This is a genomic window from Arthrobacter sp. TJ-265, assembly GCF_058269135.1.
This window is the reverse complement of the sequence record NZ_JBZCND010000002.1, coordinates 1-23,841: the sequence shown is the minus strand read 5'-3', so window position 1 is coordinate 23,841 and position 23,841 is coordinate 1. Positions and strand designations below refer to the sequence as shown.

At 70.2% G+C, this 23,841-nt stretch carries 22 protein-coding genes, 1 tRNA gene and 1 riboswitch; of the genes, 13 read left to right on the top strand and 10 right to left on the bottom strand.

The genetic code is table 11. From position 1 onward, the window contains the following. Positions 1-117: 117 nt before the first annotated feature. The 4 genes from AC4D2E_RS08825 to AC4D2E_RS08810 form a co-directional block, all read right to left on the bottom strand. Entirely contained in the window at positions 118-1,392 is a 1,275-nt protein-coding gene (locus tag AC4D2E_RS08825; protein ID WP_490952358.1) for an MFS transporter, read from the bottom strand. A 32-nt stretch (positions 1,393-1,424) separates the two neighbouring features. After that, positions 1,425-2,228: an ABC transporter ATP-binding protein gene (locus tag AC4D2E_RS08820; RefSeq protein WP_490952357.1), complete on the bottom strand. Its 804-nt coding sequence runs from the start codon at positions 2,226-2,228 to the stop codon at positions 1,425-1,427. Then, positions 2,225-2,926, bottom strand: a complete 702-nt coding sequence (locus tag AC4D2E_RS08815) for an ATP-binding cassette domain-containing protein (protein ID WP_490911095.1) — start codon at positions 2,924-2,926, stop codon at positions 2,225-2,227. Before AC4D2E_RS08815 ends, AC4D2E_RS08820 begins: the two co-directional genes overlap by 4 nt. A gap of 363 nt (positions 2,927-3,289) precedes the next feature. Next, on the bottom strand, positions 3,290-3,574 hold the full coding sequence (locus AC4D2E_RS08810) for a DUF1540 domain-containing protein (RefSeq protein WP_490952356.1): 285 nt from the start codon (positions 3,572-3,574) through the stop codon (positions 3,290-3,292). Positions 3,575-3,764: 190 nt separating this feature from the next. Here AC4D2E_RS08810 and AC4D2E_RS08805 point away from each other — a divergent pair, with 190 nt between their 5' ends. Continuing rightward, a complete protein-coding gene (locus tag AC4D2E_RS08805; RefSeq protein ID WP_490952355.1) occupies positions 3,765-4,568 on the top strand; it encodes a CPBP family intramembrane glutamic endopeptidase in 804 nt (267 codons plus the stop codon). 7 nt (positions 4,569-4,575) lie between these two features. Here the strand turns inward: AC4D2E_RS08805 and AC4D2E_RS08800 are convergent, their stop codons facing one another. Continuing rightward, positions 4,576-5,217 (bottom strand): VOC family protein, encoded by a 642-nt coding sequence (locus AC4D2E_RS08800; RefSeq protein ID WP_104168328.1) that lies wholly within the window; start codon positions 5,215-5,217, stop codon positions 4,576-4,578. A gap of 177 nt (positions 5,218-5,394) precedes the next feature. After that, positions 5,395-5,510, top strand: a riboswitch (SAM riboswitch). Positions 5,511-5,590: 80 nt separating this feature from the next. Between AC4D2E_RS08800 and AC4D2E_RS08795 the strand changes: the two genes are divergently transcribed. The 3 genes from AC4D2E_RS08795 to AC4D2E_RS08785 all read left to right on the top strand — a co-directional run bounded on the left by AC4D2E_RS08795 (position 5,591) and on the right by AC4D2E_RS08785 (position 8,413). Continuing rightward, on the top strand, positions 5,591-6,907 hold the full coding sequence (locus tag AC4D2E_RS08795; protein WP_490952354.1) for a bifunctional o-acetylhomoserine/o-acetylserine sulfhydrylase: 1,317 nt from the start codon (positions 5,591-5,593) through the stop codon (positions 6,905-6,907). A 6-nt stretch (positions 6,908-6,913) separates the two neighbouring features. Then, complete coding sequence (gene metX / locus AC4D2E_RS08790) at positions 6,914-8,056, top strand: homoserine O-acetyltransferase MetX (RefSeq protein ID WP_258069947.1); 1,143 nt, start codon at positions 6,914-6,916, stop codon at positions 8,054-8,056. A gap of 114 nt (positions 8,057-8,170) precedes the next feature. Further along, entirely contained in the window at positions 8,171-8,413 is a 243-nt protein-coding gene (locus AC4D2E_RS08785; RefSeq protein WP_490952353.1) for a hypothetical protein, read from the top strand. Between the two features lie 112 nt (positions 8,414-8,525). Here AC4D2E_RS08785 and AC4D2E_RS08780 read toward each other — a convergent pair whose 3' ends face one another. Continuing rightward, positions 8,526-9,344 (bottom strand): SGNH/GDSL hydrolase family protein, encoded by an 819-nt coding sequence (locus AC4D2E_RS08780; protein WP_490911094.1) that lies wholly within the window; start codon positions 9,342-9,344, stop codon positions 8,526-8,528. 139 nt (positions 9,345-9,483) lie between these two features. Here AC4D2E_RS08780 and AC4D2E_RS08775 point away from each other — a divergent pair, with 139 nt between their 5' ends. Beyond that, positions 9,484-10,164: an alpha/beta hydrolase gene (locus AC4D2E_RS08775; protein WP_490952352.1), complete on the top strand. Its 681-nt coding sequence runs from the start codon at positions 9,484-9,486 to the stop codon at positions 10,162-10,164. 19 nt (positions 10,165-10,183) lie between these two features. On the opposite strand, the gene AC4D2E_RS08770 is transcribed toward AC4D2E_RS08775, so the two are convergent. Beyond that, positions 10,184-10,429 carry an RNA-binding S4 domain-containing protein gene (locus tag AC4D2E_RS08770; RefSeq protein ID WP_490952704.1) on the bottom strand — a complete coding sequence of 82 codons (246 nt, stop codon included), beginning with the start codon at positions 10,427-10,429 and terminating at the stop codon, positions 10,184-10,186. A 31-nt stretch (positions 10,430-10,460) separates the two neighbouring features. On the opposite strand from AC4D2E_RS08770, the gene AC4D2E_RS08765 reads away from it, so the two are divergent. Continuing rightward, positions 10,461-11,423 (top strand): DMT family transporter, encoded by a 963-nt coding sequence (locus AC4D2E_RS08765; protein ID WP_490910668.1) that lies wholly within the window; start codon positions 10,461-10,463, stop codon positions 11,421-11,423. Positions 11,424-11,513: 90 nt separating this feature from the next. Here AC4D2E_RS08765 and AC4D2E_RS08760 read toward each other — a convergent pair whose 3' ends face one another. Next, the gene (locus AC4D2E_RS08760) at positions 11,514-13,136 is read right to left on the bottom strand and encodes a M28 family peptidase (RefSeq protein ID WP_490952351.1); all 1,623 of its coding nucleotides are present in this window, start codon (positions 13,134-13,136) and stop codon (positions 11,514-11,516) included. Between the two features lie 273 nt (positions 13,137-13,409). Between AC4D2E_RS08760 and AC4D2E_RS08755 the strand changes: the two genes are divergently transcribed. Further along, positions 13,410-14,798, top strand: a complete 1,389-nt coding sequence (locus AC4D2E_RS08755) for a glycine--tRNA ligase (RefSeq protein WP_490952350.1) — start codon at positions 13,410-13,412, stop codon at positions 14,796-14,798. Further along, entirely contained in the window at positions 14,798-15,709 is a 912-nt protein-coding gene (locus AC4D2E_RS08750) for a GNAT family N-acetyltransferase (RefSeq protein ID WP_490952349.1), read from the top strand. Before AC4D2E_RS08755 ends, AC4D2E_RS08750 begins: the two co-directional genes overlap by 1 nt. Before the next feature lie 13 nt (positions 15,710-15,722). Here AC4D2E_RS08750 and AC4D2E_RS08745 read toward each other — a convergent pair whose 3' ends face one another. Continuing rightward, positions 15,723-16,538, bottom strand: coding sequence for a lysophospholipid acyltransferase family protein (locus AC4D2E_RS08745; RefSeq protein ID WP_104168319.1), 816 nt, complete (start codon positions 16,536-16,538; stop codon positions 15,723-15,725). Between the two features lie 107 nt (positions 16,539-16,645). Continuing rightward, positions 16,646-17,380 carry an alpha/beta hydrolase gene (locus tag AC4D2E_RS08740; RefSeq protein ID WP_490910663.1) on the bottom strand — a complete coding sequence of 245 codons (735 nt, stop codon included), beginning with the start codon at positions 17,378-17,380 and terminating at the stop codon, positions 16,646-16,648. Between the two features lie 119 nt (positions 17,381-17,499). Between AC4D2E_RS08740 and AC4D2E_RS08735 the strand changes: the two genes are divergently transcribed. The 5 genes from AC4D2E_RS08735 (at position 17,500) to AC4D2E_RS08715 (ending at position 23,752) form a co-directional block, all read left to right on the top strand. Further along, positions 17,500-18,879 (top strand): YibE/F family protein, encoded by a 1,380-nt coding sequence (locus AC4D2E_RS08735; protein WP_490952348.1) that lies wholly within the window; start codon positions 17,500-17,502, stop codon positions 18,877-18,879. 197 nt (positions 18,880-19,076) lie between these two features. Beyond that, positions 19,077-20,228, top strand: a complete 1,152-nt coding sequence (dusB, locus tag AC4D2E_RS08730; protein ID WP_490952703.1) for a tRNA dihydrouridine synthase DusB — start codon at positions 19,077-19,079, stop codon at positions 20,226-20,228. A 70-nt stretch (positions 20,229-20,298) separates the two neighbouring features. Then, positions 20,299-21,582, top strand: coding sequence for a deoxyguanosinetriphosphate triphosphohydrolase (locus tag AC4D2E_RS08725; RefSeq protein WP_104168316.1), 1,284 nt, complete (start codon positions 20,299-20,301; stop codon positions 21,580-21,582). An 84-nt stretch (positions 21,583-21,666) separates the two neighbouring features. After that, positions 21,667-23,625: a DNA primase gene (dnaG, locus tag AC4D2E_RS08720; RefSeq protein WP_490952347.1), complete on the top strand. Its 1,959-nt coding sequence runs from the start codon at positions 21,667-21,669 to the stop codon at positions 23,623-23,625. A 54-nt stretch (positions 23,626-23,679) separates the two neighbouring features. Then, a tRNA-Asn gene (locus tag AC4D2E_RS08715) sits at positions 23,680-23,752 on the top strand. Positions 23,753-23,841: the final 89 nt, after the last annotated feature.

The following is a 23,841-nucleotide window of genomic DNA, read 5'->3' as shown; positions in this document are numbered from 1 at the left end:
CGCCATTTGCCTCGTCCGTAGCAGGGGCCGACTCGGAAGGCCCGGTCGAGAAGCAGCTCGTCAGGGCCAGGCAACTGATGGTCGAGACAGCGACAAGGGCAAGGGAGCGGCGGTGGGTCATGACTGAACCTTCTGATCGGGAACGGACGGAAGGACGGGACGTGCAGGACGTCCGGGATGCACGGAGGTGGCGGGAAGGAAGCGGGGAAGCAACGTCGCGCTGACGAGGGCCAGGAGGATGAGGAGCACCCAGCTGGAGGTGCTGCCGAGGGTGTCGCGGAGGACACCGGTCAGGCCGTTACCTATCAGCACGGCGATGCCACCGCAGCTGGCGAGGAGGCCGTAGTAGGCGCCCAAGGGCCGGTGGCCTGCGAACCGGTGGACCTGCTGCAGCCCGGCGGGTCCGACGAGCATGTGCCCCAGGCTGAGAAGCGTGACGAGAGCGACCGGTCCGGTCAGGACGGGAAGCCCTGGCACAAGATGCAGTCCGGCACTTCCGAGGAGGACGATCGCCGCGAATCCCGCCGCGATGCAGGTGAAGCCGGCGCACAGAGCAGCAGCCGGGCCGAGGTGGGTTGCCAGGGCGGACATCGGCAGCTGCAACGCGATGGTCAGGGCCGAGGCAACGGCGAACAGGATGGCCAGTGTCCCGGCGCCGCCTCGACCCAGTTCGAGCGGGAGGGCGAAGTACAGCTGGTTGTAGGCCAGCAGGTTCACGCCGAACAGCGCGGCGAAGAGGATGAACCGGCGATCCTCCAGGCAGGCGAAGGCACCGCGTATCCCTGAGTTGTCAGGCTCGGGGTCGGCACCGTTCCCGGTCGAGCCGGCGTGGTGTGGCAGGAGGAGCCACAGCGCCATGCCGACGATGAGGAAGAGGCCCCCGGCCGATACTGCGACCACGGGAAACCCGAAGGACAGAAGACCGAGGCCGATGAGGGGCCCGGCGACAGCGCCGACCTCCCCGAACAGCACGAGCCAGGCGAACACGTTCCGCGGCGGGGTGCCTCGTCCTCCGCTGTCTGTCGTGGTCGCTGAGGTGCGGGCACGATCGAGCGTGCCGACGAGCCCTTCGATGGCCGGTGAGAAGAAAGCACCGCCAACACCAGTGAGCACGGCGCTGAGCAGGAAGGGCCAGAAGCTGTCGGAGGCCGCGAGCCCGAAGTATCCGGCGGCGCGGATGGCGCAGCCGGTGAGGATGCTGCGGCGTGGCCCCCAACGGTCGGCGATGACCCCGCCGAGGAGGAACATGCCCTGCTGGCTGAAGGTGCGCGCACCCAGGACGAGGCCGACCGCCGCGGCGCCAAGACCGAGGTCCTCGCTCATGACGAGGAAGGGGACGACCGCGTAGAAACCGATGTTGAACACCAGTTGGGTGGGCAAAAGCAAGGACACCGAGGTGTGGGTCCTCGGAGGAAAGGAGGGGGTCATCGAGTAACAGCACCCCGCGACAGTCGTGCGGCATTGAGTGCGCGGGTCGCCTCGTGCTGCGGATCATCGAGGATCCGCTCGGTGGGTCCTTCTTCCACGATCCGGCCATCGGCGAGGACCGCGGTCCTGGCGCACACGGTGGCGATCGCGTCGAGGTCATGGGATACGAACAGCAGCCCCATCCCCTGATCGCTGATCAGCATGTTCAGGACATCGAGCACCTGGTTGCGTAACGGCAGGTCCAGCCCGCTCACCGGCTCGTCCGCGAGGAGGATCATCGGGGAGACCACGAGGGCGCGGGCGATCGCCACACGCTGGTTCTGCCCGCCGGACAATTCGGAGGGCCGCTTCCCGGAAGCCGCCGCGGGAAGCTCGACCCGGGACAGTGCATCGCGGATCCGGGTGGTGTGCTGTCCGTCGACGCCGAGGCACACCAGGGGTTCACGCAGGAGCTGGTCGACGGTCATCCTGGGATCGAGACTGCTCGCGGGATCCTGGGGTACGTACTGCACCTGTTGCCGGTACCAGCGGAGCGACTTCAGCGACCCGGGCCGGATCGCCTGGTCCTGCAGGGTCACCGATCCGGAGTCCGGTGTCTCGAGGGCCAGCAGTGTGCGCAGAAGCGTCGACTTCCCGGAGCCGGAGCTGCCGACAAGTCCCATGCTGCTGCCGCTGGAGACCTGCAGCGACACCCCGTGGAGGATGCCCGTGGGCACACTTCTGCTGAAGGACCGCCCGGGACGCGACAGGGAGAGCCGTAGTTCCCGTGCCGTGAGCGTCCCGGTAGGAGTGGAAGTCATGCGGCCGTGATGCTTTCCCCGCCGGGCGCATGCCGTACGGACTGCATCAGCGCATGCGCGGTACTGCCGGCGAGGTCGACGAAGGAACCCTCACCGACGACCATCCCGTCATCGATGACCACTGCCCGGGAACACAGGGAAGCGGCCGCCGGGACGTCATGGGTGATGAGCAGGATGCCGGTGCCGGCTCGGGCTGCTGTCCGCAACGCCGAGAGCACGAGCTGCTGTGACACGACGTCGAGGGCCGTCGTCGGTTCATCCGCAACCAGGAACGAGGCACGACAGGCCAGCGCCTGAACGATGCAGACGCGTTGCCTCTGTCCGCCGGAGAGTTCCATCGGGAAGCTGCGCAGGACCCGCAGTGGGTCGGCGAAACCGACCTCCTCGAGCATCGACGCAACACGGCCGGTCGCCGCTTCCCGGGTCGTGGCGGCACCTGATCGAAGGAGAACGGGCACGAGTTGCCGATCGATCCGCACCAACGGATGAAGAGCAGTCAGGGAGTCCTGACGCACCGCGGCCACCTCCGGGCGGAGCCTCGTGGCAGGACGAACGTCCCGACCCCGAATTTCCAAGCGACCGGTGACGTGTGCGCTTCGCGGGAGGGATCCCGTGATGGCCGCGGCAGTCATCGACTTGCCCGACCCGGAAGCCCCGATCAAGGCCACTGCTTCACCAGGAGCAACCGCCAGGGTCACATCCCTGATGATCCGCCGGTCCCCGATCCGCACGGACAGACCACTGAGGGCAAGATCCACCCCACACCCACCCTCCCGTTATTGACTACCGTTCTCACCAACGATAGCGAGATGAGTATGGTTCTCAAAACCGGGTCGGTCACTCGAGCCGGGTGACGTCCTGCCCCGGACACCAGCGATCTGCCTGCAGACGGCCACCGCGTCAACGACAGGAGGAATCCCACCTGGTGCCGGCTCGTGGCGGGATGGGCACGGCAGGCAGAGCGGGTGCGGCCATCGGACGATTCCTGCGGGACAGGCGCGAGGGGTCAGGCACGCCGCCGCAGTGATGGGACTGACCGAGTTGCCGGAGGGTGATTCGCGCTACCGGTGGCTGTAGGTGAGGCAGTCGGCGTTGTCGGGTCCTGGGCCAACGCGGACTTCGGGCGCGTTGCACATCAGATGATCGTTGTGGGCGCATTCGGTGCGCTGGCACGCTCCGACGCCGGCCAGGACCTTGGGCAGGCCGCCGTGGACACCGATGTCGATGAAGGTGGCGCACGCTGCGTGGTCCTCTTGTCCGCCTACTGTGATGGCGGCTGCGTTGCAATGGGAATGGTCGTTGAAGGAACAACTGGCGACACTGCATTCTGCAACTTGTGTGCTCATGACGAAGGTCCTCCCTGGTTCAGCTGCCCGGCCGGGCTGCATCCTGCGTCCACGGTAGGCCTGATGGAGGCGATCAAAAAGACCCAATCGGGTGACGTAATCCGCGGCTCGGGGTGGCGCATCTCTATCGCCTGACCGACGACGACGGGATCCGGGGACAGGCCGTCCTTCCCGCTGGCAGGATAGCGTCATGACTGCCGAGTCCTCGTCCTCCACCGTCCCGTCCGCAGCGGGAGGTTCCGTGGATCCGCTCCCGAGGCGGCGGATCACCGCAGAACTGCTGATCGTCTTCGGGCTCTCCCTGGGGCAGTCCGGCGTGTACGCCGTCGTGAGCCTCGCGGACAAGCTCACGCGGGGACCCCTCGCGGGCCAGACCACCACCCTGAACCCGGTGCTGAACGAGCGCGAGTACTTCGACCTCGCCTACCAGCTCCTGGACATCCTCTTCGCGCTGATGCCCGTGGCCCTGGTCCTGTTCCTGCTCAGCGGTCCCGGCGTCTCGGCCGTCCGGCGCCTGGGCCTCACCTTCGAGCAGCCGCTGCGCACCGTCGGTTTCGGGGTGGGGCTCGCCGCGATCATCGCCGTCGGAACGCTCGGGGTGTACGCGGGAGGCCGCGCGCTCGGCATCACGACGGCGCTCGTGCCGGCCGCGCTCGACGACCACTGGTGGACCATCCCGGTACTCGTGCTGTCCGCGCTCCGGCACGCGGTGCTCGAGGAGGTCATCGTGGTCGGGTACCTGTTCATCCGCCTGCGGGACCTCGGCTGGTCCACCCCCGCAATCATCATCACGAGTGCCCTCATCCGGGGCAGCTACCACCTCTACCAGGGGTTCGGGCCGTTCATCGGGAACGTGCTGATGGGCCTGCTGTTCGCCTGGTTCTACACGCGGACACGGCGGGTCATGCCGCTCGTGATCGCCCACGCGCTCATCGACATCACGGGCTTCGTCGGCTACGCCCTGCTCGGGCCGGCCCTGGGGATCGGCACGTGACCGGAGCCTAGATCTCGACGCGACCGCTGTCGGTCTCGAACGTCACCGACATGACCCCGGGCGTCCCGTTGGGGGCGATCCACTGGACCTGCACGCCGTCGAGCGTCCTCTCGACGTCCGTCCCGAGCCAGTCGGTCACCCGCTCGGACGAGCCGGCGATGGTGAGGCAGTCCAGCTTCACCGAGGCGGGGCGGGCCTTCGAGGGGTGGAGGTCCTCCGTGCCGTCGTCCCAGCGGAGCAGGTAGGGGACCTGGGGGTCCGCGATGAGTCCCTTGATGCCGATCTGCTGCCAGGTGAGCTCCTGGCCGTCCGGGAACTTCCGGTTGCCGGGCACCGCGCTGCGCCCGAGGCGCTCCTCGAACGGTGCCAGATCGTCGACGGCGACGCACCAGCCCATCCAGCCTCCGCCGGCCTCGGAGCGGGCGCGGACGGCCTGGCCGAACGGAGCCTTGTCCGACGCCGGGTGGTTCAGCACCTCGACGACCTCCAAATACTGGCCGTTGACCAGGGGGAAGATCATGTTGCGGGTGCCGAAGCGGGGGTGCACACCACCCTTCACCGGCTCCACGCCGAGCTTGGCCGAGATTCGATCGGCCGTCGCGGCAAGTCCATCGGGTTCGCAGGCATAAGATACATGGTCCAGGCGCATGCGGCTATCTTGGCACTAAGTGATCTGGGTCTCGACTAAGGCTTGCCTTACTCCCGGGAGCGTGTCCTGGGAGCCGGTCGGGAGCCGACGTCGGGCGTACCGGGAGCGAACCCTCGGGCGGCTTCACGGAGGGTCACACGGTTGCCGGATCCGCCCGGATCGGTTTACATGAATGCAGGTCATGAGTGCCAGCACACAGCCCCGGCTTGCTGGCCGGCAACCCTCCAACCGCGGTGGGGTGCCCCGGGTGAAGACCAGGTCCGGCGCCCATCGGCGTCGTTCAAGCGCGGGCTCCTGCGGGGTCCGGTCTCCCGGAGCGGCGTCCACCGGCCGGAGCATCGGACAGGCGGAGCCCCTGATCAGAGGGAACACCATGTCCGACGATTGGTCCTTTGAAACACGCCAGATCCACGCCGGCCAGGTGCCGGATGCCACCACAGGGGCGCGTGCGCTCCCCATCTACCAGACGACGTCGTTCGTCTTCCCGAGCGCGGAGAGCGCCGCGAACCGGTTCGCCCTGACCGAACTCGAGCCCATCTACACGCGGATCGGCAACCCGACCCAAGAGGTCGTGGAGACCCGCATCGCGAGCCTCGAAGGCGGCGTCGGCGCGCTCCTGCTGGCCTCCGGCCAGGCCGCCGAGACGTTCGCCGTGCTGAACATCGCGGAGGCGGGGGACCACATCGTGGCCAGCCCCAGCCTCTACGGCGGCACCTACAACCTCTTCAAGCACACGCTGAAGAAGTTCGGGATCGAGACCACGTTCGTCGAGGACCCGGACGACCTCGGGCAGTGGCGCGCGGCACTCCGGCCGAACACCAAGCTCTTCTTCGGCGAGGTGGTCTCCAATCCGCGGCAGGACGTCCTCGACATCGAGGGCATCAGCGCCGTCGCCCACGAGCACGGCATCCCGCTGATCGTCGACAACACGCTGTCCACGCCGTACCTGATCCGGCCCATCGAGTGGGGAGCGGACATCGTGGTGCACTCGGCCACCAAGTACCTAGGCGGGCACGGCAACGCCATCGCCGGGGTCATCGTGGACTCGGGCAACTTCGACTTCGCGCAGGACCCCGAACGGTTCCCGGGCTTCAACACGCCGGACGAGAGCTATCAGGGGCTCGTGTACGCCCGCGATCTCGGGGTGGGCAGTGCGCTGGGCGCCAACCTCGCCTACATCCTCAAGGCCCGCGTCCAGCTGCTCCGCGATCTCGGCTCTGCCGTCTCCCCGTTCAACGCCTTCCTGATCGCCCAGGGACTGGAGACCCTCAGCCTGCGCATGGAACGCCACGTGCAGAACGCGCAGGCGGTCGCCGAGTGGCTGGAGGGACACGACGACGTCGAGCGCGTCACCTACGCGGGGCTCTCCTCGAGTCCGTGGTACGAGCGCGGGAGGAAGTACGGACCCAACGGCACGGGGGCGATCGTGAGCTTCGACATCGCCGGAGGGCTGGAGGCGGGGAAGCGCTTCGTCGACGGCCTCGAACTGCTCTCGCACGTCGCGAACGTGGGCGACGTCCGCTCGCTGGTCATCCACCCCGCGTCCACGACGCACAGCCAGCTCGGGGCGGAGGCGCAGCTCACCGCGGGCGTCCGGCCTGGCCTGGTGCGGCTGTCCGTCGGCGTCGAGAACATCACCGACATCCTCGCCGATCTGGATGCGGGCTTCCGCGCCGCCAAGGGAGCCTGACCGTTCGTGACCACGTACCCTCCTGCTCCGCTGCCCGCATGGACCGACGACGCACCTCCCCAGGGGGACGGGCTGCTCCGTGTCGCGTCGATCGGGCCGCTGGTCCTCGAGACCGGGGGTGAGCTGCCCGACGTCCAGCTGGCGTTCGAGACCTGGGGCCGGCTGGACCGGGACGGCTCCAACGCCGTCCTCGTGCAGCACGCCCTGACCGGCAGCTCGCACGTGGCCCGTGGCGCCTCGGAGGAGGAGGGCTGGTGGGACTCGCTCGTGGGCCCCGGCCGCACGGTGGACACCGACCGCTACTTCGTGGTGGCCGTCAACATGCTGGGAGGCTGCTACGGCTCGACGGGGCCGGCCAGCCTGGCACCCGACGGCGAACCCTGGGGTGCGCGGTTCCCCTTCGTCACCATCCGCGACGCCGTCCGCGCGGAGGGCCTGCTCGCCGACCAGCTCGGTATCCGGCGCTGGCACTCCGTGCTCGGCGGGTCGATGGGCGGCGCCCGGGCCCTCGAATGGGCACTCATGTACCCGCAGCGGGTGGAGCGGTGCGCCGTCATCGCCTGCACTGCCGCCAGTTCGGCCGAACAGATAGCGTTCGCCCAGGCACAGCTGCAGGCCATCCGGCTCGACCCCGCCTACCGCGGCGGCGACTACTACGGCGGCCCGCATCCGGAGGCGGGCCTCGGTATCGCGCGGCGGATCGCGCACATCACCTACCGCGCGGAGCAGGAACTGGAAGCACGCTTCGGTCGCGCGGAGCAGGACGCCGAGCAGCCCCTCGGGGCCGTCCTGCCCGCCGACCGGGGCCGCTACCGGGTGGAGAGCTACCTCGACCACCAGGCCGACAAGCTCGTGGACCGCTTCGACGCCAACAGCTACGTGATCCTCACCGAGGCGCTGATGAGCCACGACGCCGCGCGCGATCGCGGAAGCCTGGAGGACGTCCTGGGGGCGGCGACGTCGGAGTTCTTCATAGCCGCGGTGGACACGGACCGCCTGTACTTCCCCTGGCAGTCGCACCGGCTCGCGGCCGGCCTGCCCGGCGATGTCCCCGTCCACATGATCTCCTCGCCCATGGGCCACGACGCCTTCCTCACCCAGATCCACCAGCTCGACCACCAGCTCGGGTCGGCCTTCTACGGCTGGTAGCCGATTCCCCCGGCAAGCACCTAGGGTGGCAGTAAGCCTGCTTAGGAAGTGGTGGCGGGCCCGTCCGGGGCAAGGGTCTCGGACGCATCGATCCGCGAGGAAGAGGAGCTGTTCATGGAACTGAGCACCATCGGCTGGAACCAGGAAGCCCGCGACAAGATCCTGCTCGACGCCGACCACGCGCTGCAGGGTGCGGTCCGGGAGGCCGCGGAGACCATGGACGGGAAGTCCCGCGACGAGGTCTACGAGTTCCTCTTCCAGAAGCTGCAGCCGCAGTTCGTCGACTTCAAGCCCGGGCCGGATCTCAGCGCCTGCGCCGACGCCGTGGCCAACGGCGAGGTCTCGCTCGACGGCTGAGTCCCGGCGGCCGGACCGCCGACGCACGATAGAGCCGACGCACGATGGAGCAGGGATGACCGGGCGGAAGCCCGGTCATCCCTGTCGTCCGGGCGAGGGGCCGCGGCGGGAGCTAGCCCGCGGTGCCCGGCGGCATGCCCGGACCGAAGATGGGCCCGGGCTCGGGACGCTTCGCGATCACGCCGTCGCCGGAGGACTGGTGCCGGAGCCGCCGCAGCACCCAGGGTACGAGGTGCTCGCGCGCCCAGACGAGGTCCTCGGACCGTGCCGTCCGCCAGCTCCGCGCCGGCAGGTCCTTGGGCTGCAGCGGCAGCAGGGTGTGCCGGACGGCGAGGGTGTCGAGCACCATGGCGGCGATGGTGTGGTGCCCGAGGGGGGAGAAGTGCAGCCGGTCCGCGGACCACATCTGCGGATTGGTGAGCTGGCGGAGTGCCCACATGTCGCCGATGACCGCTTCGTGCCGGGCGGCGATGGTGCGCAGGTTCTCGTTGTAGATGGCGGTCCTCGACCGCACGCTCCCGAGAACCGTCTCGCGGACGTCGGGCCCCGTAAGCAGGACGACCGTCGCGCCGGAAGCGCCGAGGGTCCCGACCACCGGGTCGAGCTTCTCGGCGAGCAGGTCCGGGTCCCCGCCACGGCGCAGGAGGTCGTTTCCGCCGGCCGAGATGGTGACGAGGTCCGGGTGGAGGGCCAGGCCGGCGTCCACCTGCTGGTCGATGATCTGCTGCAGCAGGCGCCCGCGCACCGCGAGGTTCGCGTAGGCGAAGTCCGCCTGCCCCCGGGCCAGCTCCTCCGCGGTCCTGTCCGCCCAGCCCCGGTTGCCTCCGATGCTCTCCGGGTTGGGGTCGCCGATGCCCTCGGTGAAGGAGTCCCCCAGCGCCACGTACCGGTGCCACGGATGAGGGTCGGGGTTGAGGCCGGGGTCGACCACCGGACCGTCCTGGACGGGTGCGGCGTCGGGGGGCAGCAGGGTCTCGCCGTCGGAAAGGTTCACCGGGCCATTCTGCAACGGGCTCCGCCCGCGCGCCACCGTACGACCTCCGCGGGGGAGAGGTGAAAGGATAGGAGCCATGACTGAACCTGCCACCGGCACCGCCGCGCCCTCCACCGACTCCCGGACCCCTGTGGTCCTGTGGTCGAAGCCGGAATCCGAGCGCGGGGGCACGCCCCTGCTCGTCCTGTTCCACGGCTACATGGCCGACGAGCAGGACCTCATGGGCCTCGCCGACCACCTGCCCGCCGATTTCACCGTGGCGTCCGTGCGGGCGCCCCTGGCGGCCGGGCCCGGTTACTCCTGGTTCCCGCTCTCCCGCGAGGCCGACTACTCCGTGGAGCGCGTCGTCGAGAGCGTCACCGCGGTGTCCGGGTGGCTCGACTCCGTCCGCGGGAACCACTCCAGCGTCAGCATCCTCGGCTTCTCCCAGGGCATGGCGGTCGCGACGTCGCTCCTGCGGCACCGGCCCACGGACTTCGCGTGCGTCGTCGGGCTCTCGGGGTTCACCGTGCCGTCGGAGGGCCACGCGTTCTTCCGGGACGACGAGGCCGCCGCGTCGCCCGTGCAGTTCTTCTGGGGACGCGACCAGGAGGACCAGGTCATCATGCCCGAGATGATCGAGGTCACCCACGCCTGGCTGGTGAAGCACACGAAGCTGACGAAGATCCTCTACCCGAACATGTTCCACAGCATCAACCAGCAGGAACTGGCGCACGTCCGGGAGTTCCTCACCATGACGGTCCTCGGCCGCCGCTGACCCGGCCCGGCAGCGAGATTCACGCCCGGGTGCGGCTGATCCGGATCGTCTGCCCGTTGACGCTGACGGTGTCCCCGGCGTGCAGTTGCCGGCCGCGGCGCTCCTCGATCTCGCCGTTCACCTGCACGAGTCCGTTGTCGATCAGCGTCTTGGCCTCGGCGCCGTCCTCCGCGAGCGAGGCGAGCTTCAGCGCCTGCCCCAGCCGGATCATGTCGTCGCGGATGGGCAGTTCGGCGGTGCCTGCGTCGTCGGTCATGCATCCCATCATGCCGGATGCGCCGCACTAGGCTGTACGGGTGCCTGATGCCCCCGTGCTGCCCCCTGCCCTCGGCTTCCCGCTCGCCCTCGTGGCCGGCCTCGCCATCCCCGTCCAGGGCAGGATCAACGGCGCCCTCGGCACGGTGCTCGGCGACGGCATCGCAGCCGCGCTGATCAGCTTCGGCACGGGACTGGTGGTCATGATCGTCCTGACGCTCGCGCTGCCGGGCGCGCGGGCGGGTGCTCTGCAGATCATCCCGTCCGTCCGGGAGCGGCGGTTCCCGCCCTTCTACATCGCCGCCGGGGCCATCGGGGCGTTCTTCGTGTTCTCCCAGTCCCTGACCATCGGGATCCTCGGCGTCGCCCTGTTCACCGTGGCGACCGTCATGGGCCAGTCGCTCAGCGGGCTCCTCGTCGACAAGGCAGGGATCGGGCCCGGCGGCAAGCGCGCCGCGACGCCCATGCGGGTGATCGGCGTCGTCCTGACCGTCCTGTCCGTCATCTGGGCGGTGTCCCCGCGCTTCGGTGCGGCCGGCGACGTCTCGGCCTGGCTGGTCCCGGTCCTGCTCCCCGTCGTGGCCGGAGTGCTCCTGAGTTTCCAGCAGGCCATGAACGGGACGGCGGCGCTCCACTACGGCACGCCGCTCGCGGCCACGCTGATGAACTTCATCGCCGGCACGGCGGTCCTGCTGTCGGCGTGGCTGGTCAAGGTCGCGATCGCCGGGCCGGGAAACCCGCTGCCCACCGAGTGGTGGTACTACCTCGGCGGGCCCATGGGATGCATCTTCATCGCGCTGGGGGCGCTGCTCGTGCGCAGCCTCGGCGTCCTGCTCACGGGGCTGTGCATGATCGGCGGCCAGCTCGTGGGGTCGCTCCTCCTGGACCTCGTGGTTCCCGCGCCCGGCACCATCGTGGTGTTAGCCACGGTTGCCGGCACGCTCCTGACCCTCGCGGCGATCATCCTCACCACGCTGCCCTGGCCGCGGCGCGCCCGGGCCTAGCGTCCAGCGCTCGGCAGCAGGGGAGGGCTCCAGCACGCAGCAGGGGCCGGTCCCGGAGGACCGGCCCCTGCCGTGAGCGGTTCGGGTCAGCTAGCGGTCCGCGACCTCGTGGTCGTGGTCGTGCTCCGGGTGGAGCCCACCGCCACTCTCGGTGCCGCCGCCGAGGGGGTTGCCCTCGAAGCGGTCCTTCGCGCCCTTGCCCTTCACGGGGGCACCGGCGCCGTTCACGTCCGCCGTGCTCATGGCGTAGGTGATCGTGAGGTGGGCGACGGCGTCGCTCATCTGGTCGAGGGCCTCGATGCTGAGGTTGTCGGTGTCGTCACACGCCGCGTGGTAGCACGCGTCGTAGGGGGCACCCGCTTCCCCGCCGAAGAGCTCTGCCTGCTCGGCGGTCTTGATGCCCTCGGCACCCGTGAACAGTCCGCCGGCCGGGATGCCCTCGGCGATGAACGGCCCGTAGTCGCTGCGGCCGCTGAACGCGGTCTCACCGGACGCCAGGCCCACCGAGGCGAAGTAGTTATGGAAGTCCTGCTCGATCTGCCCGGAACCGGCAGGCCCCGCTGCGGCCCCCGGGCCGACGGGGAAGGCCGAGTTGTCGCCGTCGTACACGAAGCGCCCGAAGTTCGGGGAGCCGATCATGTCGAAGTTGAGGTACAGGCCCACGGAGTCCAGCTGGTCCTTCGCGACGAGATCGGCCACGTAGTGCTCGGAGCCGAGCAGGCCTTCCTCCTCCGCGCCCCACCAGGCGAAGCGGACCTTGTTCGCGGGCTTGACCTTGCTCATGCCCTCGGCGACGGCGAGGATGCCGGCGCTGCCCGTCCCGTTGTCGTTGATGCCCGGGCCGGCGAGGACGCTGTCCAGGTGCGCGCCGATCATGACGACGTTGTCCGGGTTGCCGGTGGCCGTCTCGGCGATCACGTTGTACGTCTCGCGGTTCTCGGAGATGGTGTCGACGGCCACCCTGCCGCTGACGCCCTCGCCGAGAAGGGCCTCGCCGGCCGCGAAGCTGGCCCCGACGACGGGGATGTCGACGAGGTCGGGTGCCCCGAGGGTCCCGGCCACGGGGCCGGTGTTCGCCCCCACCCCGGTGTTGAAGATGATGACGGCACGGGCGCCCGCCGCCTCGGCGTTGGCGGCCTTGACCGCGAAGGTGCAGCTGCCGCGCTGTACGAGCGCGATGGCGTCGTCCGGGAACCCGGCGAAATCGGAGGCCTCGCAGCCGCTCGTGCCGGTCGCGTTCGCCGCACCGGTCGTGTCGACGGCCCTGATGGTCCCGGAGACGTCGCCGGGGGCGGAGTAGGTCATCGTGGCCACGTCGTCGGGGCCGTAGGTGACGTCGTTCGGCGCGGTCTGCTCCAGGACGGCGGGGCTGACTTCCGCGAAGAACGGGAAGGTGAAGGGCTGGACGGTGGGCGTGTAGCCCGCCGCGGTCAGCTTGCCCACGATGTAGTCGACCGAGTCCGAGTAGCCCTCGGTGCCGGAGGCCCGGGTGTCACCGTTGGCCTCGGCGATGGCGTCCAGGGCGGTGAGGTGACCCACCACCTTCTCCACCGTGACGGCGGTCCGGAGCTTCTTGGAGGAGTTGTTGTTGCTGTTGTCGAAGGTCGGGGCGGCATTGGCCGCGAAGCTGCCGCTGGCGACGAAGGCGACAGTGCCCGCGAGTGCCAGCGCCGAGCGCCCGAGGCGGGCGCGCGGCGGTATGGATAGGGTCATGGGATTCCTCAGGATGCGAGCGCCCGGTCCGTCCGGGCTCAAGTGACATGGATCACACGTCACCGTGGGTTCAACCTAGGAACACTTCGGGTGTCGCGTCAAGGTCCGGCGGGTCCCGGTGCGGGCCGCCGCGGAGGACGGCCCCTGACGCGCGGGGCAGACCGGTAGGCTGGCGGGTAGCTTCCGTGCCCGTCGTCCGGGCCGGACGGCCCGATCCACGCGACCCCACCAGCGACCGCACCCAGCGGCCTGCCCAGAACTGGAGACATCACCATGGCAGCAGCCAAGTCAGCGCTCGACCCCATCATCTCGCTCGCCAAGCGGCGCGGCTTCGTGTTCCAGTCGGGGGAGATCTACGGCGGTTCACGGTCTGCCTGGGATTACGGGCCCCTCGGCGCCGAGTTCAAGGAGAACATCAAGCGGCAGTGGTGGCAGACGATGGTGCGCGGCCGCGAGGACGTCGTCGGACTCGATTCCGCCGTCATCCTTCCCCGCCAGGTCTGGGAGGCCTCCGGGCACGTCGAGGTCTTCAGCGATCCGCTGGTCGAGTGCCTCTCCTGCCACAAGCGGTACCGGGCCGACCACCTCGAGGAGGAGTACGAGGAGAAGAAGGGCCGCGCCCCGGAGAACGGGCTGCAGGACGTCACGTGCGCCAACTGCGGCACCAGGGGCCAGTGGACCGAACCGCAGGAGTTCTCCGGACTCCTGAAGACGTTCCTTGGCCCCGTCGCCTCCGAGGAGGGCATGCACTACCTCCGCCCGGAGACCGCGCAGGGCATCTTCGTGAACTTCAACAACGTGCTCACCACGGCGCGCAAGAAGCCGCCGTTCGGCATCGGGCAGATCGGCAAGAGCTTCCGGAACGAGATCACGCCGGGCAACTTCATCTTCCGCACGCGGGAGTTCGAACAGATGGAGATGGAGTTCTTCGTGGAGCCGGGTACCGACGAGGAGTGGCACCGCTACTGGATCGACCAGCGGTTCTCCTGGTACACGGACCTCGGCATCGCCCCGGACAACCTGCGCCTCTTCGAGCACCCGCTCGAGAAGCTGAGCCACTACTCCAAGGGCACCACGGACATCGAATACCGTTTCGGGTTCGCCGGCTCCGAGTGGGGCGAGCTCGAGGGCATCGCGAACCGCACCGACTTCGACCTGTCTACGCACTCCAGGCACTCGGGCACCGATCTCGGCTATTTCAACCAGGCCACCAACGAGCGCTACACGCCGTACGTGATCGAGCCGGCCGCCGGCCTGACCCGCTCCTTCATGGCGTTCCTCGTGGACTCGTACACCGAGGACGAGGCACCCAACGCGAAGGGCGGCGTGGACAAGCGCACCGTACTGAAGCTGGATCCGCGCCTCGCCCCGGTGAAGGCCGCCGTCCTGCCGCTCAGCCGCAACGAGGACCTCTCCCCGAAGGCCAAGGACCTCGCGGCCCAGCTGCGAAAGTCCTGGAACATCGAGTTCGACGACGCCGGCGCCATCGGCCGCCGCTACCGCCGGCAGGACGAGATCGGCACGCCGTTCTGCATCACGGTGGACTTCGAGACCCTCGAGGACCAGGCCGTGACCATCCGCGAGCGCGACAGCATGACGCAGGAGCGCGTGTCCCTCGACAAGGTGCAGGGCTACCTCGCCGAGCGCCTGATCGGAGCCTGATGGCCCTGGACTACCGTGCCTGGCAGGACGGGGACGATCTCGAGCTCCTCCAGCTCTGGGGAGGCCCCGAATCGGCGGCCGCCGAGCAGTTCCGCGGCTCGTTCCGCCCGCCGTCGGACGCCCCCTGGAACCGCTGTATCACGGCGGTCGACCAGGGCATCCCCGTGGCGGCGGGCTGCGTGTACGGGGCGGCGCTCCACCCGGACCGGCTCTGGTGCTACATCGAGGTCGCCGAGGACCACCGGCGGGCCGGCGTCGGCTCGACGCTCCTCACCATGCTCCAGCACGAGGCCGCGGCGTCGCCGTCGGGGGTCACGGTCCTGCGGTCGAAGGTGTCGCCCGGGACCACCGGCGCTGCGTTCGCCGAGGCCACGGGCTTCGGGACCCTGCAGCGCTCGCGGCTCGTCGTCGTCGCGCCCGGGGCCCTCGCGGCGCCGGCCTTCGACGACGCGGCCGGGCCGCAGCTGGAGGAGGCGGCCACCGGGTCCGTGGAGCTGACGCGGGCCGTCGCGGCCTTCTACGAGTCCGTCCACGCCTGGGACCGGGCGGACATCAGCCTGGGCCGGGCCCAGCAGCTGTTCCTCGGGGACGCCAGCGGTGCCGGGGGAGCGATCGTGCTGCGGGACCGGCCGAAGGCCGACGGCGGTGCCATCGCGGCGTTCGCGGTCAGCTATACGCAGGCGCGGACCGACGACCCGGCGGACGTGCTGCTCGGCTACGACACGACGCTGCCCCAGCAGGAGCAGCAGGCCGCGGTCGCCACCCTGATCGCGATGCTCGTGCACCAGTACCCCATCCAGCTGGAGGTCGACGACGCCATGGAGGCGCTGGTCGCCGTCGTCGATCCCCTGCTGGCCACGGGTGCGGCACGCCTGGCCGGACCGGAGACACTGGTCGTCGCGACGGGCTGACGCTCACCCGTGCTCAGCCGCGGTCGTGCCGGCCGGCCTTCTGGTCCGCGAGGTCCGCGGCTTCCCGCTCGGTCACGGTCATGGCCCCGCCGCCGAGGTGCGCGGGCATCCACCAGGCGCCGGGCTCCGGGGCCACCGGGAAGTCGGCGATGCACGTCTCGATGCCGTCCTGGAGTTCCTGGCGGAGCTTCTCCGTCTCCTCGGCGACGTCGAGTCCCGGGGCGTGGTGGATGGCGGGGCTGATGTGGACGCGGACGGGGGACTTCCAGGCGCGCCGGACGGAGAAGCCGTGGCCGCGGGTCAGCAGCCGGTGGGACCCCCAGACGGAGACGGGGATCACGGGGACGCCGGCCTCGGCGGCGAGCCGCACCGCGCCGGTCTTGAGCGCGCGCACCGTGTAGCTGCGGGACACCCCGGCTTCGGGGAGGATCGCCACGTACTCGCCGGCCCGCAGCTTCGCGAGGGCGTCGTCGTATGCCGCCGCCCCCGCCTTCCGGTCCGTGATGACGTGGCCGAGGCCGACGACGAACGGGCTGACGAACCAGTGCTCCGCCGCGCGCTTGGAGATCATGTAGCGCGCCTGGATGCGGGCGTGGTTCCACAGGACGAGTTCCGCGAAGGCGAAGTCCAGGTAGCCGAAGTGCGTGATGGCGACGACGGCGCCGTGCCCGGGCACGGCCCGGCGCGAGCGCCCGTTCAGGGGGTCCGACGCGGGCAGGTTCTGCGTCCCGGTGACCGTGACCGGCAGGCGCAGCGCCGCGAACGCGGTCTTGCCCGCGTAGACGACGAACCGGTACATGCGGTCGCTCTGCCGCGGCTTCCATCCCATGCTCAGATCCCTCTTCCTGCCCTCGGCGGTCGCGGGACGAACCCGCTGGTGCACTCTCTGTACTCTTTGTACCCCGGACGGGGGGACCTGCGCTGCACGGCCGGGGCTCACGCGGTGATGTCGAGCGGATCCGCGGCGCTGAAGAGCGGAGCGGAGCGCGCGAGGACGCGGCGGTCGATCACCGCACCGGTGTCCTCGGCGAAGCGGCCCAGCAGGAACGACGTGCTCATGCCGTGCCAGACCGGCACCGTGCGGAACATGAAATGGCCGGCGCCGAGCATCCGCACGTAGCGCACGTCCGCCGCCACTGGCTGGGCCCGGCGGGCGAAGGCGAGCGACGCCGTCGGGCTCGTCCACCGGTCGGTGTCCCCGTGCATGATCAGGAGGCTGCGCCCGCGGACCGGTTCGACGGGGCTCGAGGGCGCCAGCCACGGGGCGAGGGCCGCGACGGCGCGGACCTGCGGGTGGCCCGCCACGGAGAGCGCCGTCAGCCCGCCCATGGAATGGCCGAGGAGGTAGACCGGTACGTCGGGATGCTCCGCAGTGATCCGTCCCAACGCCCAGCGCGCGTCCCGGAGGGCCGACCGGTCCTCCCCGTTCCACCCGCGGACCCGGTTGCGGAGCGTCCAGACCGCGAGCCCCTGCCCGCCGCCGGCGGCTGCCAGGCGCGCGGCGAAGGGGCGCATCCGGAGAGGGCTGAGGTGCGTGGGCTGCACGGCGTCATAGCTGTCCGCCCGGCCGCCGTGCAGCACGAGCGCCACGCCGCGCACCGGCGACGACGCACCGCGGATCGAGAGCACCGGATCCCTGTCCCGTGCGGGAGGTGATGCCTTCGCTGCCACGTACCACCTCTCTCCGCCCCGGACGGGGCTGCCGCTGCCCGGCGGGCTCCCTGCGTAGAATCGCAGACGGTGCCCGGCGCACCTGCCACCGCACCATCAAACCAGCCCGACCACCGAGGATGCCCGTGGGCCACAGCCACCAGCACACCAGGGGGAGTTCGGAGCCGTCCGCCCCCGCGACTGCCGCGCGACGCCGGGCGAACCTCCTGCTCTCGGCCATCCTCGTGCCCCTGGGCGTGGTCACCCTCATCGCCATGGTGCTCCTGTGGCCGGGCGGGGACCGCAGCTCGCTCACCGTCGCCAGTCCGTACGCGACGGCGGAGGGCGTCAGCTTCGACCGCGGGACGGTCCGCGAGGTCGGGGAGGGCGACTGCCCGTCCTCCCGGGCCACGGTCGACGCCGGCGGAACGGCGCTCACCTGCACCATCGCCTACACGCAGCCGGCGCTCGGGGGCGGCCTCATCCCCGTCGAGGTGACGCCCGAGCTCGCGAAGACCGACGCCGTCGAGCCGGGCGACGAGATCCGCTACCTCGACCTGGCGTCCGTGATGCAGGACGGGGCGGCGCCCTACGTGTTCGTCGACTTCGTCCGCTCCGTCCCGATCGTCGCGCTCGCCGTCCTGTACGCCGTCGTCGTCATCGCCGTGGCCCGCTGGCGGGGCCTGCGGGCCATGATCGGCCTCGTCGGCGCCCTCGTGGTCCTGGCGCAGTTCATCCTGCCCGGCCTCGTCGAGGGCGCGCCGCCCCTGCTGCTGGGACTCGTCGGCTCGATCGTGATCATGTACGGCGTCCTCTACTTCGCGCACGGCTTCTCCGCGCGCACCTCGACGGCGCTGCTCGGGACGGTCTTCGGGCTCGGCATCACGGCGGTGCTCGCGGCCTGGGCCACCGACGCCGCGCACCTGACCGGTGTCGGCGACGAGAACGCGTACACGCTCGTGAACGCCTCGGACGAGCTGTCGATCTCCTCGATCATCCTGTGCGGCCTGATCATCTCCGGCCTCGGTGCCCTCAACGACGTGACGATCACGCAGTCCTCGGCGGTGTGGGAACTGTACGAGCTCGCCCCGAACACCTCCGGGCGCCGGCTCTTCGGGTCCGCCATGAGGATCGGCCGCGACCACATCGCCTCCACCGTCTACACCATCGCCTTCGCGTACGCCGGGGCGGCGCTGCCCGTGCTGATCCTTGTCTCCCTCTACGACCGCACCCTCATCGACACCCTCACGAGCGGCGAACTGGCCGAGGAGGTGGTGCGGACCCTGGTGGGCTCCATCGGCCTCGTCCTGGCCATCCCGCTCACCACGCTCATCGCGGTGCTGGTGGTGAAGGCGGTGGGTCCGAGGACCACGCGCGGCAGGCACGACGACGGCGACCCCGGCGAGGGTGCGACGCCGGCGGTCCTCGCCGCCGAGGGCGCGGGAACCCTCGCCCCGGGGGAACGGCTCGTGGCGCTCGGCGAACGCCCTGCCCGGAGCGTCCCGGAGCCGGGCGCATGACGAACGCGTGGCGCAGGGCGGGCAAGGCGGCACGGGCGGCCAGCGCGGACCGAGGACGTGCGGCGGGCGACGACGCCGGATTTGCGGGTGCTTGCGACAATGGAGGGGTGACAGCAGTATCGACCCTCCCCGTCCCTTCCGGCGATCCCGGCTACGGCGACCCCGCGGATGCCCTTCCCGACGCACCCGACGGCGCGCTGAAGCTCGATCTGCCGCCGCTCACGCTCGGGAACATCACCGTGGACACGCCGGTGATCCTCGCCCCCATGGCCGGCATCACCAACAAGGCGTTCCGCAGGCTCTGCCGCGAGTACGGCGGCGGCCTGTACGTCTCCGAGATGGTCACCTCCCGAGCGCTCGTCGAGCGCAGTCCGGAATCGATGCGGATCATCTCGCACGACGACGACGAGGCGGTCCGTTCGGTCCAGCTCTACGGCGTCGATCCGAAGACCGTCGGCGCCGCCGTCCGCCTCCTCGTCGAGGAGGACCGCGCGGACCACATCGACCTGAACTTCGGCTGTCCCGTCCCGAAGGTCACCCGCAAGGGCGGCGGCGCCGCCCTGCCGTGGAAGCTCGACCTCTTCACGGGGATCGTGCAGACCGCCGTGCGCGAGGCGTCGAAGGGGAACGTCCCGCTGACCATCAAGATGCGCAAGGGCATCGACGAGGACCACCTCACCTTCCGCGAGGCCGGCAGGATCGCGCGCGACAGCGGGGTCGCCGCCGTCGCCCTCCACGGCCGCACCGCGGCGCAGTTCTACTCGGGACAGGCCGACTGGAACGCCATCGCGGAGCTGCGGGAGGCCCTGCCGGACATCCCCGTGCTCGGCAACGGCGACATCTGGAGCGCGGAGGACGCCGTCCGGATGGTGCGGCAGACCGGCGTCGACGGCGTGGTCATCGGGCGCGGCTGCCAGGGGCGGCCGTGGCTCTTCGGGGACCTGGTGAACGCCTTCGAGGGCAGCTCGACCCGGCACCGTCCCGGCCTCGGGCAGGTCGCGGACACCGTGTACCGGCACGCGGAGCTGCTCGTGGAGACCTTCGGCAGCGAGATGATGGGGCTGCGCGACATCCGCAAGCACATGGCCTGGTACTTCAAGGGCTACGTCGTCGGCGGGGAGCTGCGCGCCAAGCTGGCCACCGTGCCCACCCTCGAGGTGCTGCGCGGGCTCCTGGACGAACTCGACAAGGACTCGCCGTACCCCGGGCAGGACGCCGAGGGACCCCGGGGCCGCGCGGGCTCGCCCAAGAGGACCGCGCTGCCCGAGCACTGGCTCGACGGCCGCGTCCTCAATGCGGCGCAGCAGGCGGACATCGCCGCTGCCGAGGTGGACGTATCCGGCGGATGACGCCCTCCCCGCAGTCCACAAGGATGCGGACCGGCACACCGTCCCGTCCCCGTTGCGCTAGAAAGGCATCATGAGTTTCCGCGATCCGTCCGTCCCCCCCGGCTACAGTGCCGCGGACACCGAGCGGTGGGTGGAGGAACCGCCCAAGAGCTCGCACCGGACCGACTTCGAACGCGACCGCGCACGGGTGCTGCACTCCTCCGCGCTGCGCCGCCTCGGCGCGAAGACGCAGGTCGTCGCACCCGACACCGACGACTTCGTGCGCACGCGCCTCACCCACTCCCTGGAGGTGGCCCAGGTGGGCCGCGAACTGGGCAGGACCCTCGGCTGCGATCCGGACATCGTGGACACCGCGTGCCTGGCCCACGACCTCGGGCACCCGCCCTTCGGGCACAACGGCGAATCGGCGCTCAACGACCTCGCCCACGGCATCGGAGGGTTCGAGGGCAACGCCCAGACCCTGCGGCTCCTCACCCGGCTGGAGCCGAAGGTCCTCGCTCCGGGCGGCGGTCCCGCGGGGCTGAACCTCACGCGGGCCAGCCTCGACGCCGCCTGCAAGTACCCGTGGACGGCGGCCGCGGCGCCCGTCATCAGCGGTCAGCGGACCACGAAGTTCGGTGCGTACGACGACGACCTCCCGGTCTTCGCGTGGCTGCGCGACGGCGCCCCGGAGGGCCGCTCCTGCCTCGAGGCGCAGGTGATGGACCTCGCGGACGACATCTCCTACTCCGTGCACGACGTCGAGGACGCGATCGTCGCGGGGCACCTGCAGCTCCGGTGGATGGACAGCGCCGACGCCCGCGCCCGGGTGGTCGGCTACACGCAGCAGTGGTACCTGCCGGGCAGCGACCCGGCGGCCGTCGACGCCGCCCTCTCCCGGCTCGAGAGGACACCGGTCTGGGTGCGCGAGGCGGACGGCACGCGACGGTCCATGGCGGCCCTCAAGAACATGACGAGCCAGCTGATCGGCCGGTTCTGCCTGAGCGCCATGCAGTCCACGCGGTCCATCTACGGCCCCGATCCGCTGACCCGCTACAACGCGGAGATGGTGGTCCCGGAGGAGACGGTCATGGAGATCGCCGTCATGAAGGGCCTGGCCACCACCTACGTGATGACCACCGACCACCGCCAGCCCCTCTACGAGCGCCAGCGGGAGATCCTGGGGTCCCTCGTGGCGCAGATCCACGCCGACGGGGACCGGCACCTCGAACCGATGTTCGCCGCGGACTGGCGGGAGGCGGAGGACGACGACGCCCGCCTGCGCGTGGTCGTCGACCAGGTCGCCTCGCTCACCGACGTGTCCGCCCTCGGACTCCATGAACGCATCGTGGGGCCGGTCCCGGCCCTCTGGTAGGCCTGCGCGCTCGCCTGCCCGCTCCCGCCCCCATCGGCCCGGAGGGCGGTCGGAGTGTCGGCGGGGCGGGCCTAAACTGGGGACATGGCCGGACTCATCAAACGCGAAGACATCGATGAGGTACGCCAGCGCACGGACATCAAGGAGGTCGTCGAGGCCTACGTCACCCTGAAGTCCGCGGGCATCGGCTCGTGGAAGGGCCTGTGTCCGTTCCACGACGAGCGGTCGCCGTCCTTCCACGTGCGGCCGCAGATGGGCTCCTACCACTGCTTCGGCTGCGGCGAGGGCGGGGACGTCATCAGCTTCGTGCAGAAGCTGGACCACACCTCCTTCAGCGAGACCGTCGAGAAGCTCGCCGCGCGCATCGGCTTCGAGCTGCACTACGAGGACGGCGGCACCGGGCCGCGCCGCGAGGACGTCGGCCGGCGGCAGCGGCTCCTGGACGCGCACAAGATCGCCGCGGAGTTCTTCCGCGACCAGCTCCTCACCCCCGGCGCCGGCACCGCCCGCCAGTTCCTGCAGGACCGCGGCTTCGACCGCGAGGCGGCAGCGCACTTCGGCGTCGGCTACGCACCCCAGGGCTGGGACGGCCTGCTCACCCACCTCACGGGGCGCGGCTTCACGCTCGACGAGCTGAAGCTCACCGGGATGTTCAGCGCCTCCTCGAGCAACGCCGGGCGCTTCTACGACAGGTTCCGCGGGCGCCTGATCTGGCCCATCCGGGACATCACCGGGGACACCGTGGGCTTCGGTGCGCGCAAGCTGTTCGAGGACGACCAGGGTCCGAAGTACCTCAACACCCCGGAGACCTCGCTCTACAAGAAGTCCCAGGTGCTGTACGGCATCGACCTCGCCAAGCGGGAGATCGCGAAGAACAGGCAGCTCGTCGTCGTCGAGGGGTACACGGATGTCATGGCCTGCCACCTCGCGGGCGTGGGCACCGCCGTCGCCACGTGCGGCACGGCGTTCGGCACGGACCACATCAAGATCGCCCGCCGGCTCCTGTCCGATGACGGCACCGGCGGCGAGGTGATCTTCACGTTCGACGGTGACGCCGCGGGCCAGAAGGCTGCGCTCCGCGCGTTCGAGGAGGACCAGAGGTTCACCTCCCAGACCTATGTCGCCGTCGAGGCCTCCGGCGCGGACCCGTGCGAGCTGCGCCAGAGACGGGGCGACGACGCCGTACGGGAACTCATCGCCGACCGCCGTCCGCTGTTCGAGTTCGCCATCAAGGCCTCGTTCGGCAACTTCGACCTCTCCTCCGGTGAGGGGCAGGTCAAGGCGCTGCGCCATGCGGCGCCGATCGTCGCGCAGATCCGCGACGTGTCGCTGCGGTCCACCTACACGCGGGAGCTCTCCCGCTGGCTCGGGATGCAGTACGTGGGGGAGGACCAGGTGGCGCGGGCGGTGTCCGCGGCCGCGCGCCGGGAGAACTCGTCGTCAGCCGCAGCGAACCGCCAGCAGGGCCAGCAGGGCCGGCAGGCGCACCAGGGAAGCCAGGGGAGCCAAGCCCAGCCGGGGACCGCGGCGTCGGACAGCACCGGGGCGGTGTCGTCGGAGGAGCCGTTCTTCGAGCGGCCGGACCCCCGGGACCCGATCGCCCGCATGGAGCGGGAAGCCCTCGAGGTGGTCCTGCAGCAGCCCACGCTCCTCACGGCGCCCCAGTGGGAGAGCTTCTCGACGATGCACTTCACCGTCCCGGTGTACGAGGCCCTCCACAACGCCGTCCTCGCGGCTGGTGCGGCGGGCACCGAGCTGTCGCGGTGGGTGGAATCGGTGCGCGACGGCGTGCCGGACGTCCTGCGTCCCCTGGTGAGCGAACTGGCGGTCCGTCCGCTGCCGGCCAAGGACGCCGACGCGATGGTGAGCTACTGCCGGGACATCCTGAACCGGCTCACCGAACTGCGGATCACGCAGCAGAAGGCGGAGAAGCTCGGGCAGCTCCAGCGCATGGATCCCGCGACCGATCCGGCACTCTACAACCAGCTGCAGAGGGACCTGATGGAGCTCGAGATGCAGCGGCGGCAGCTGCGCCAGGAGTGACTCCGGGCCGATTTCACTTCGCTGCCCGGGGTATGTAAAGTAGAGACCGCGCTTTCCTCCGTAGCTCAATTGGCAGAGCATTCGACTGTTAATCGAAGGGTTACTGGTTCAAGTCCAGTCGGAGGAGCAACAAAAACGGCCCCTGACCTGCGGAAACGTAGGTGAGGGGCCGTTCTTCTTTTGCCCGAAAACCGCCCTAGTGACCGCTTACTGACC

Coding starts and splice junctions, on each gene's coding strand:
- AC4D2E_RS08820 (WP_490952357.1), bottom strand. CDS start 2,228: ATGACTTCCACTCCTACCGGGACGCTCACGGCACGGGAACTACGGCTC.
- AC4D2E_RS08810 (WP_490952356.1), bottom strand. CDS start 3,574: ATGAGCACACAAGTTGCAGAATGCAGTGTCGCCAGTTGTTCCTTCAAC.
- AC4D2E_RS08805 (WP_490952355.1), top strand. CDS start 3,765: ATGACTGCCGAGTCCTCGTCCTCCACCGTCCCGTCCGCAGCGGGAGGT.
- AC4D2E_RS08800 (WP_104168328.1), bottom strand. CDS start 5,217: ATGCGCCTGGACCATGTATCTTATGCCTGCGAACCCGATGGACTTGCC.
- AC4D2E_RS08795 (WP_490952354.1), top strand. CDS start 5,591: ATGTCCGACGATTGGTCCTTTGAAACACGCCAGATCCACGCCGGCCAG.
- AC4D2E_RS08785 (WP_490952353.1), top strand. CDS start 8,171: ATGGAACTGAGCACCATCGGCTGGAACCAGGAAGCCCGCGACAAGATC.
- AC4D2E_RS08775 (WP_490952352.1), top strand. CDS start 9,484: ATGACTGAACCTGCCACCGGCACCGCCGCGCCCTCCACCGACTCCCGG.
- AC4D2E_RS08770 (WP_490952704.1), bottom strand. CDS start 10,429: ATGGGATGCATGACCGACGACGCAGGCACCGCCGAACTGCCCATCCGC.
- AC4D2E_RS08760 (WP_490952351.1), bottom strand. CDS start 13,136: ATGACCCTATCCATACCGCCGCGCGCCCGCCTCGGGCGCTCGGCGCTG.
- AC4D2E_RS08755 (WP_490952350.1), top strand. CDS start 13,410: ATGGCAGCAGCCAAGTCAGCGCTCGACCCCATCATCTCGCTCGCCAAG.
- AC4D2E_RS08750 (WP_490952349.1), top strand. CDS start 14,798: ATGGCCCTGGACTACCGTGCCTGGCAGGACGGGGACGATCTCGAGCTC.
- AC4D2E_RS08745 (WP_104168319.1), bottom strand. CDS start 16,538: ATGGGATGGAAGCCGCGGCAGAGCGACCGCATGTACCGGTTCGTCGTC.
- AC4D2E_RS08735 (WP_490952348.1), top strand. CDS start 17,500: ATGCCCGTGGGCCACAGCCACCAGCACACCAGGGGGAGTTCGGAGCCG.
- AC4D2E_RS08725 (WP_104168316.1), top strand. CDS start 20,299: ATGAGTTTCCGCGATCCGTCCGTCCCCCCCGGCTACAGTGCCGCGGAC.
- dnaG (WP_490952347.1), top strand. CDS start 21,667: ATGGCCGGACTCATCAAACGCGAAGACATCGATGAGGTACGCCAGCGC.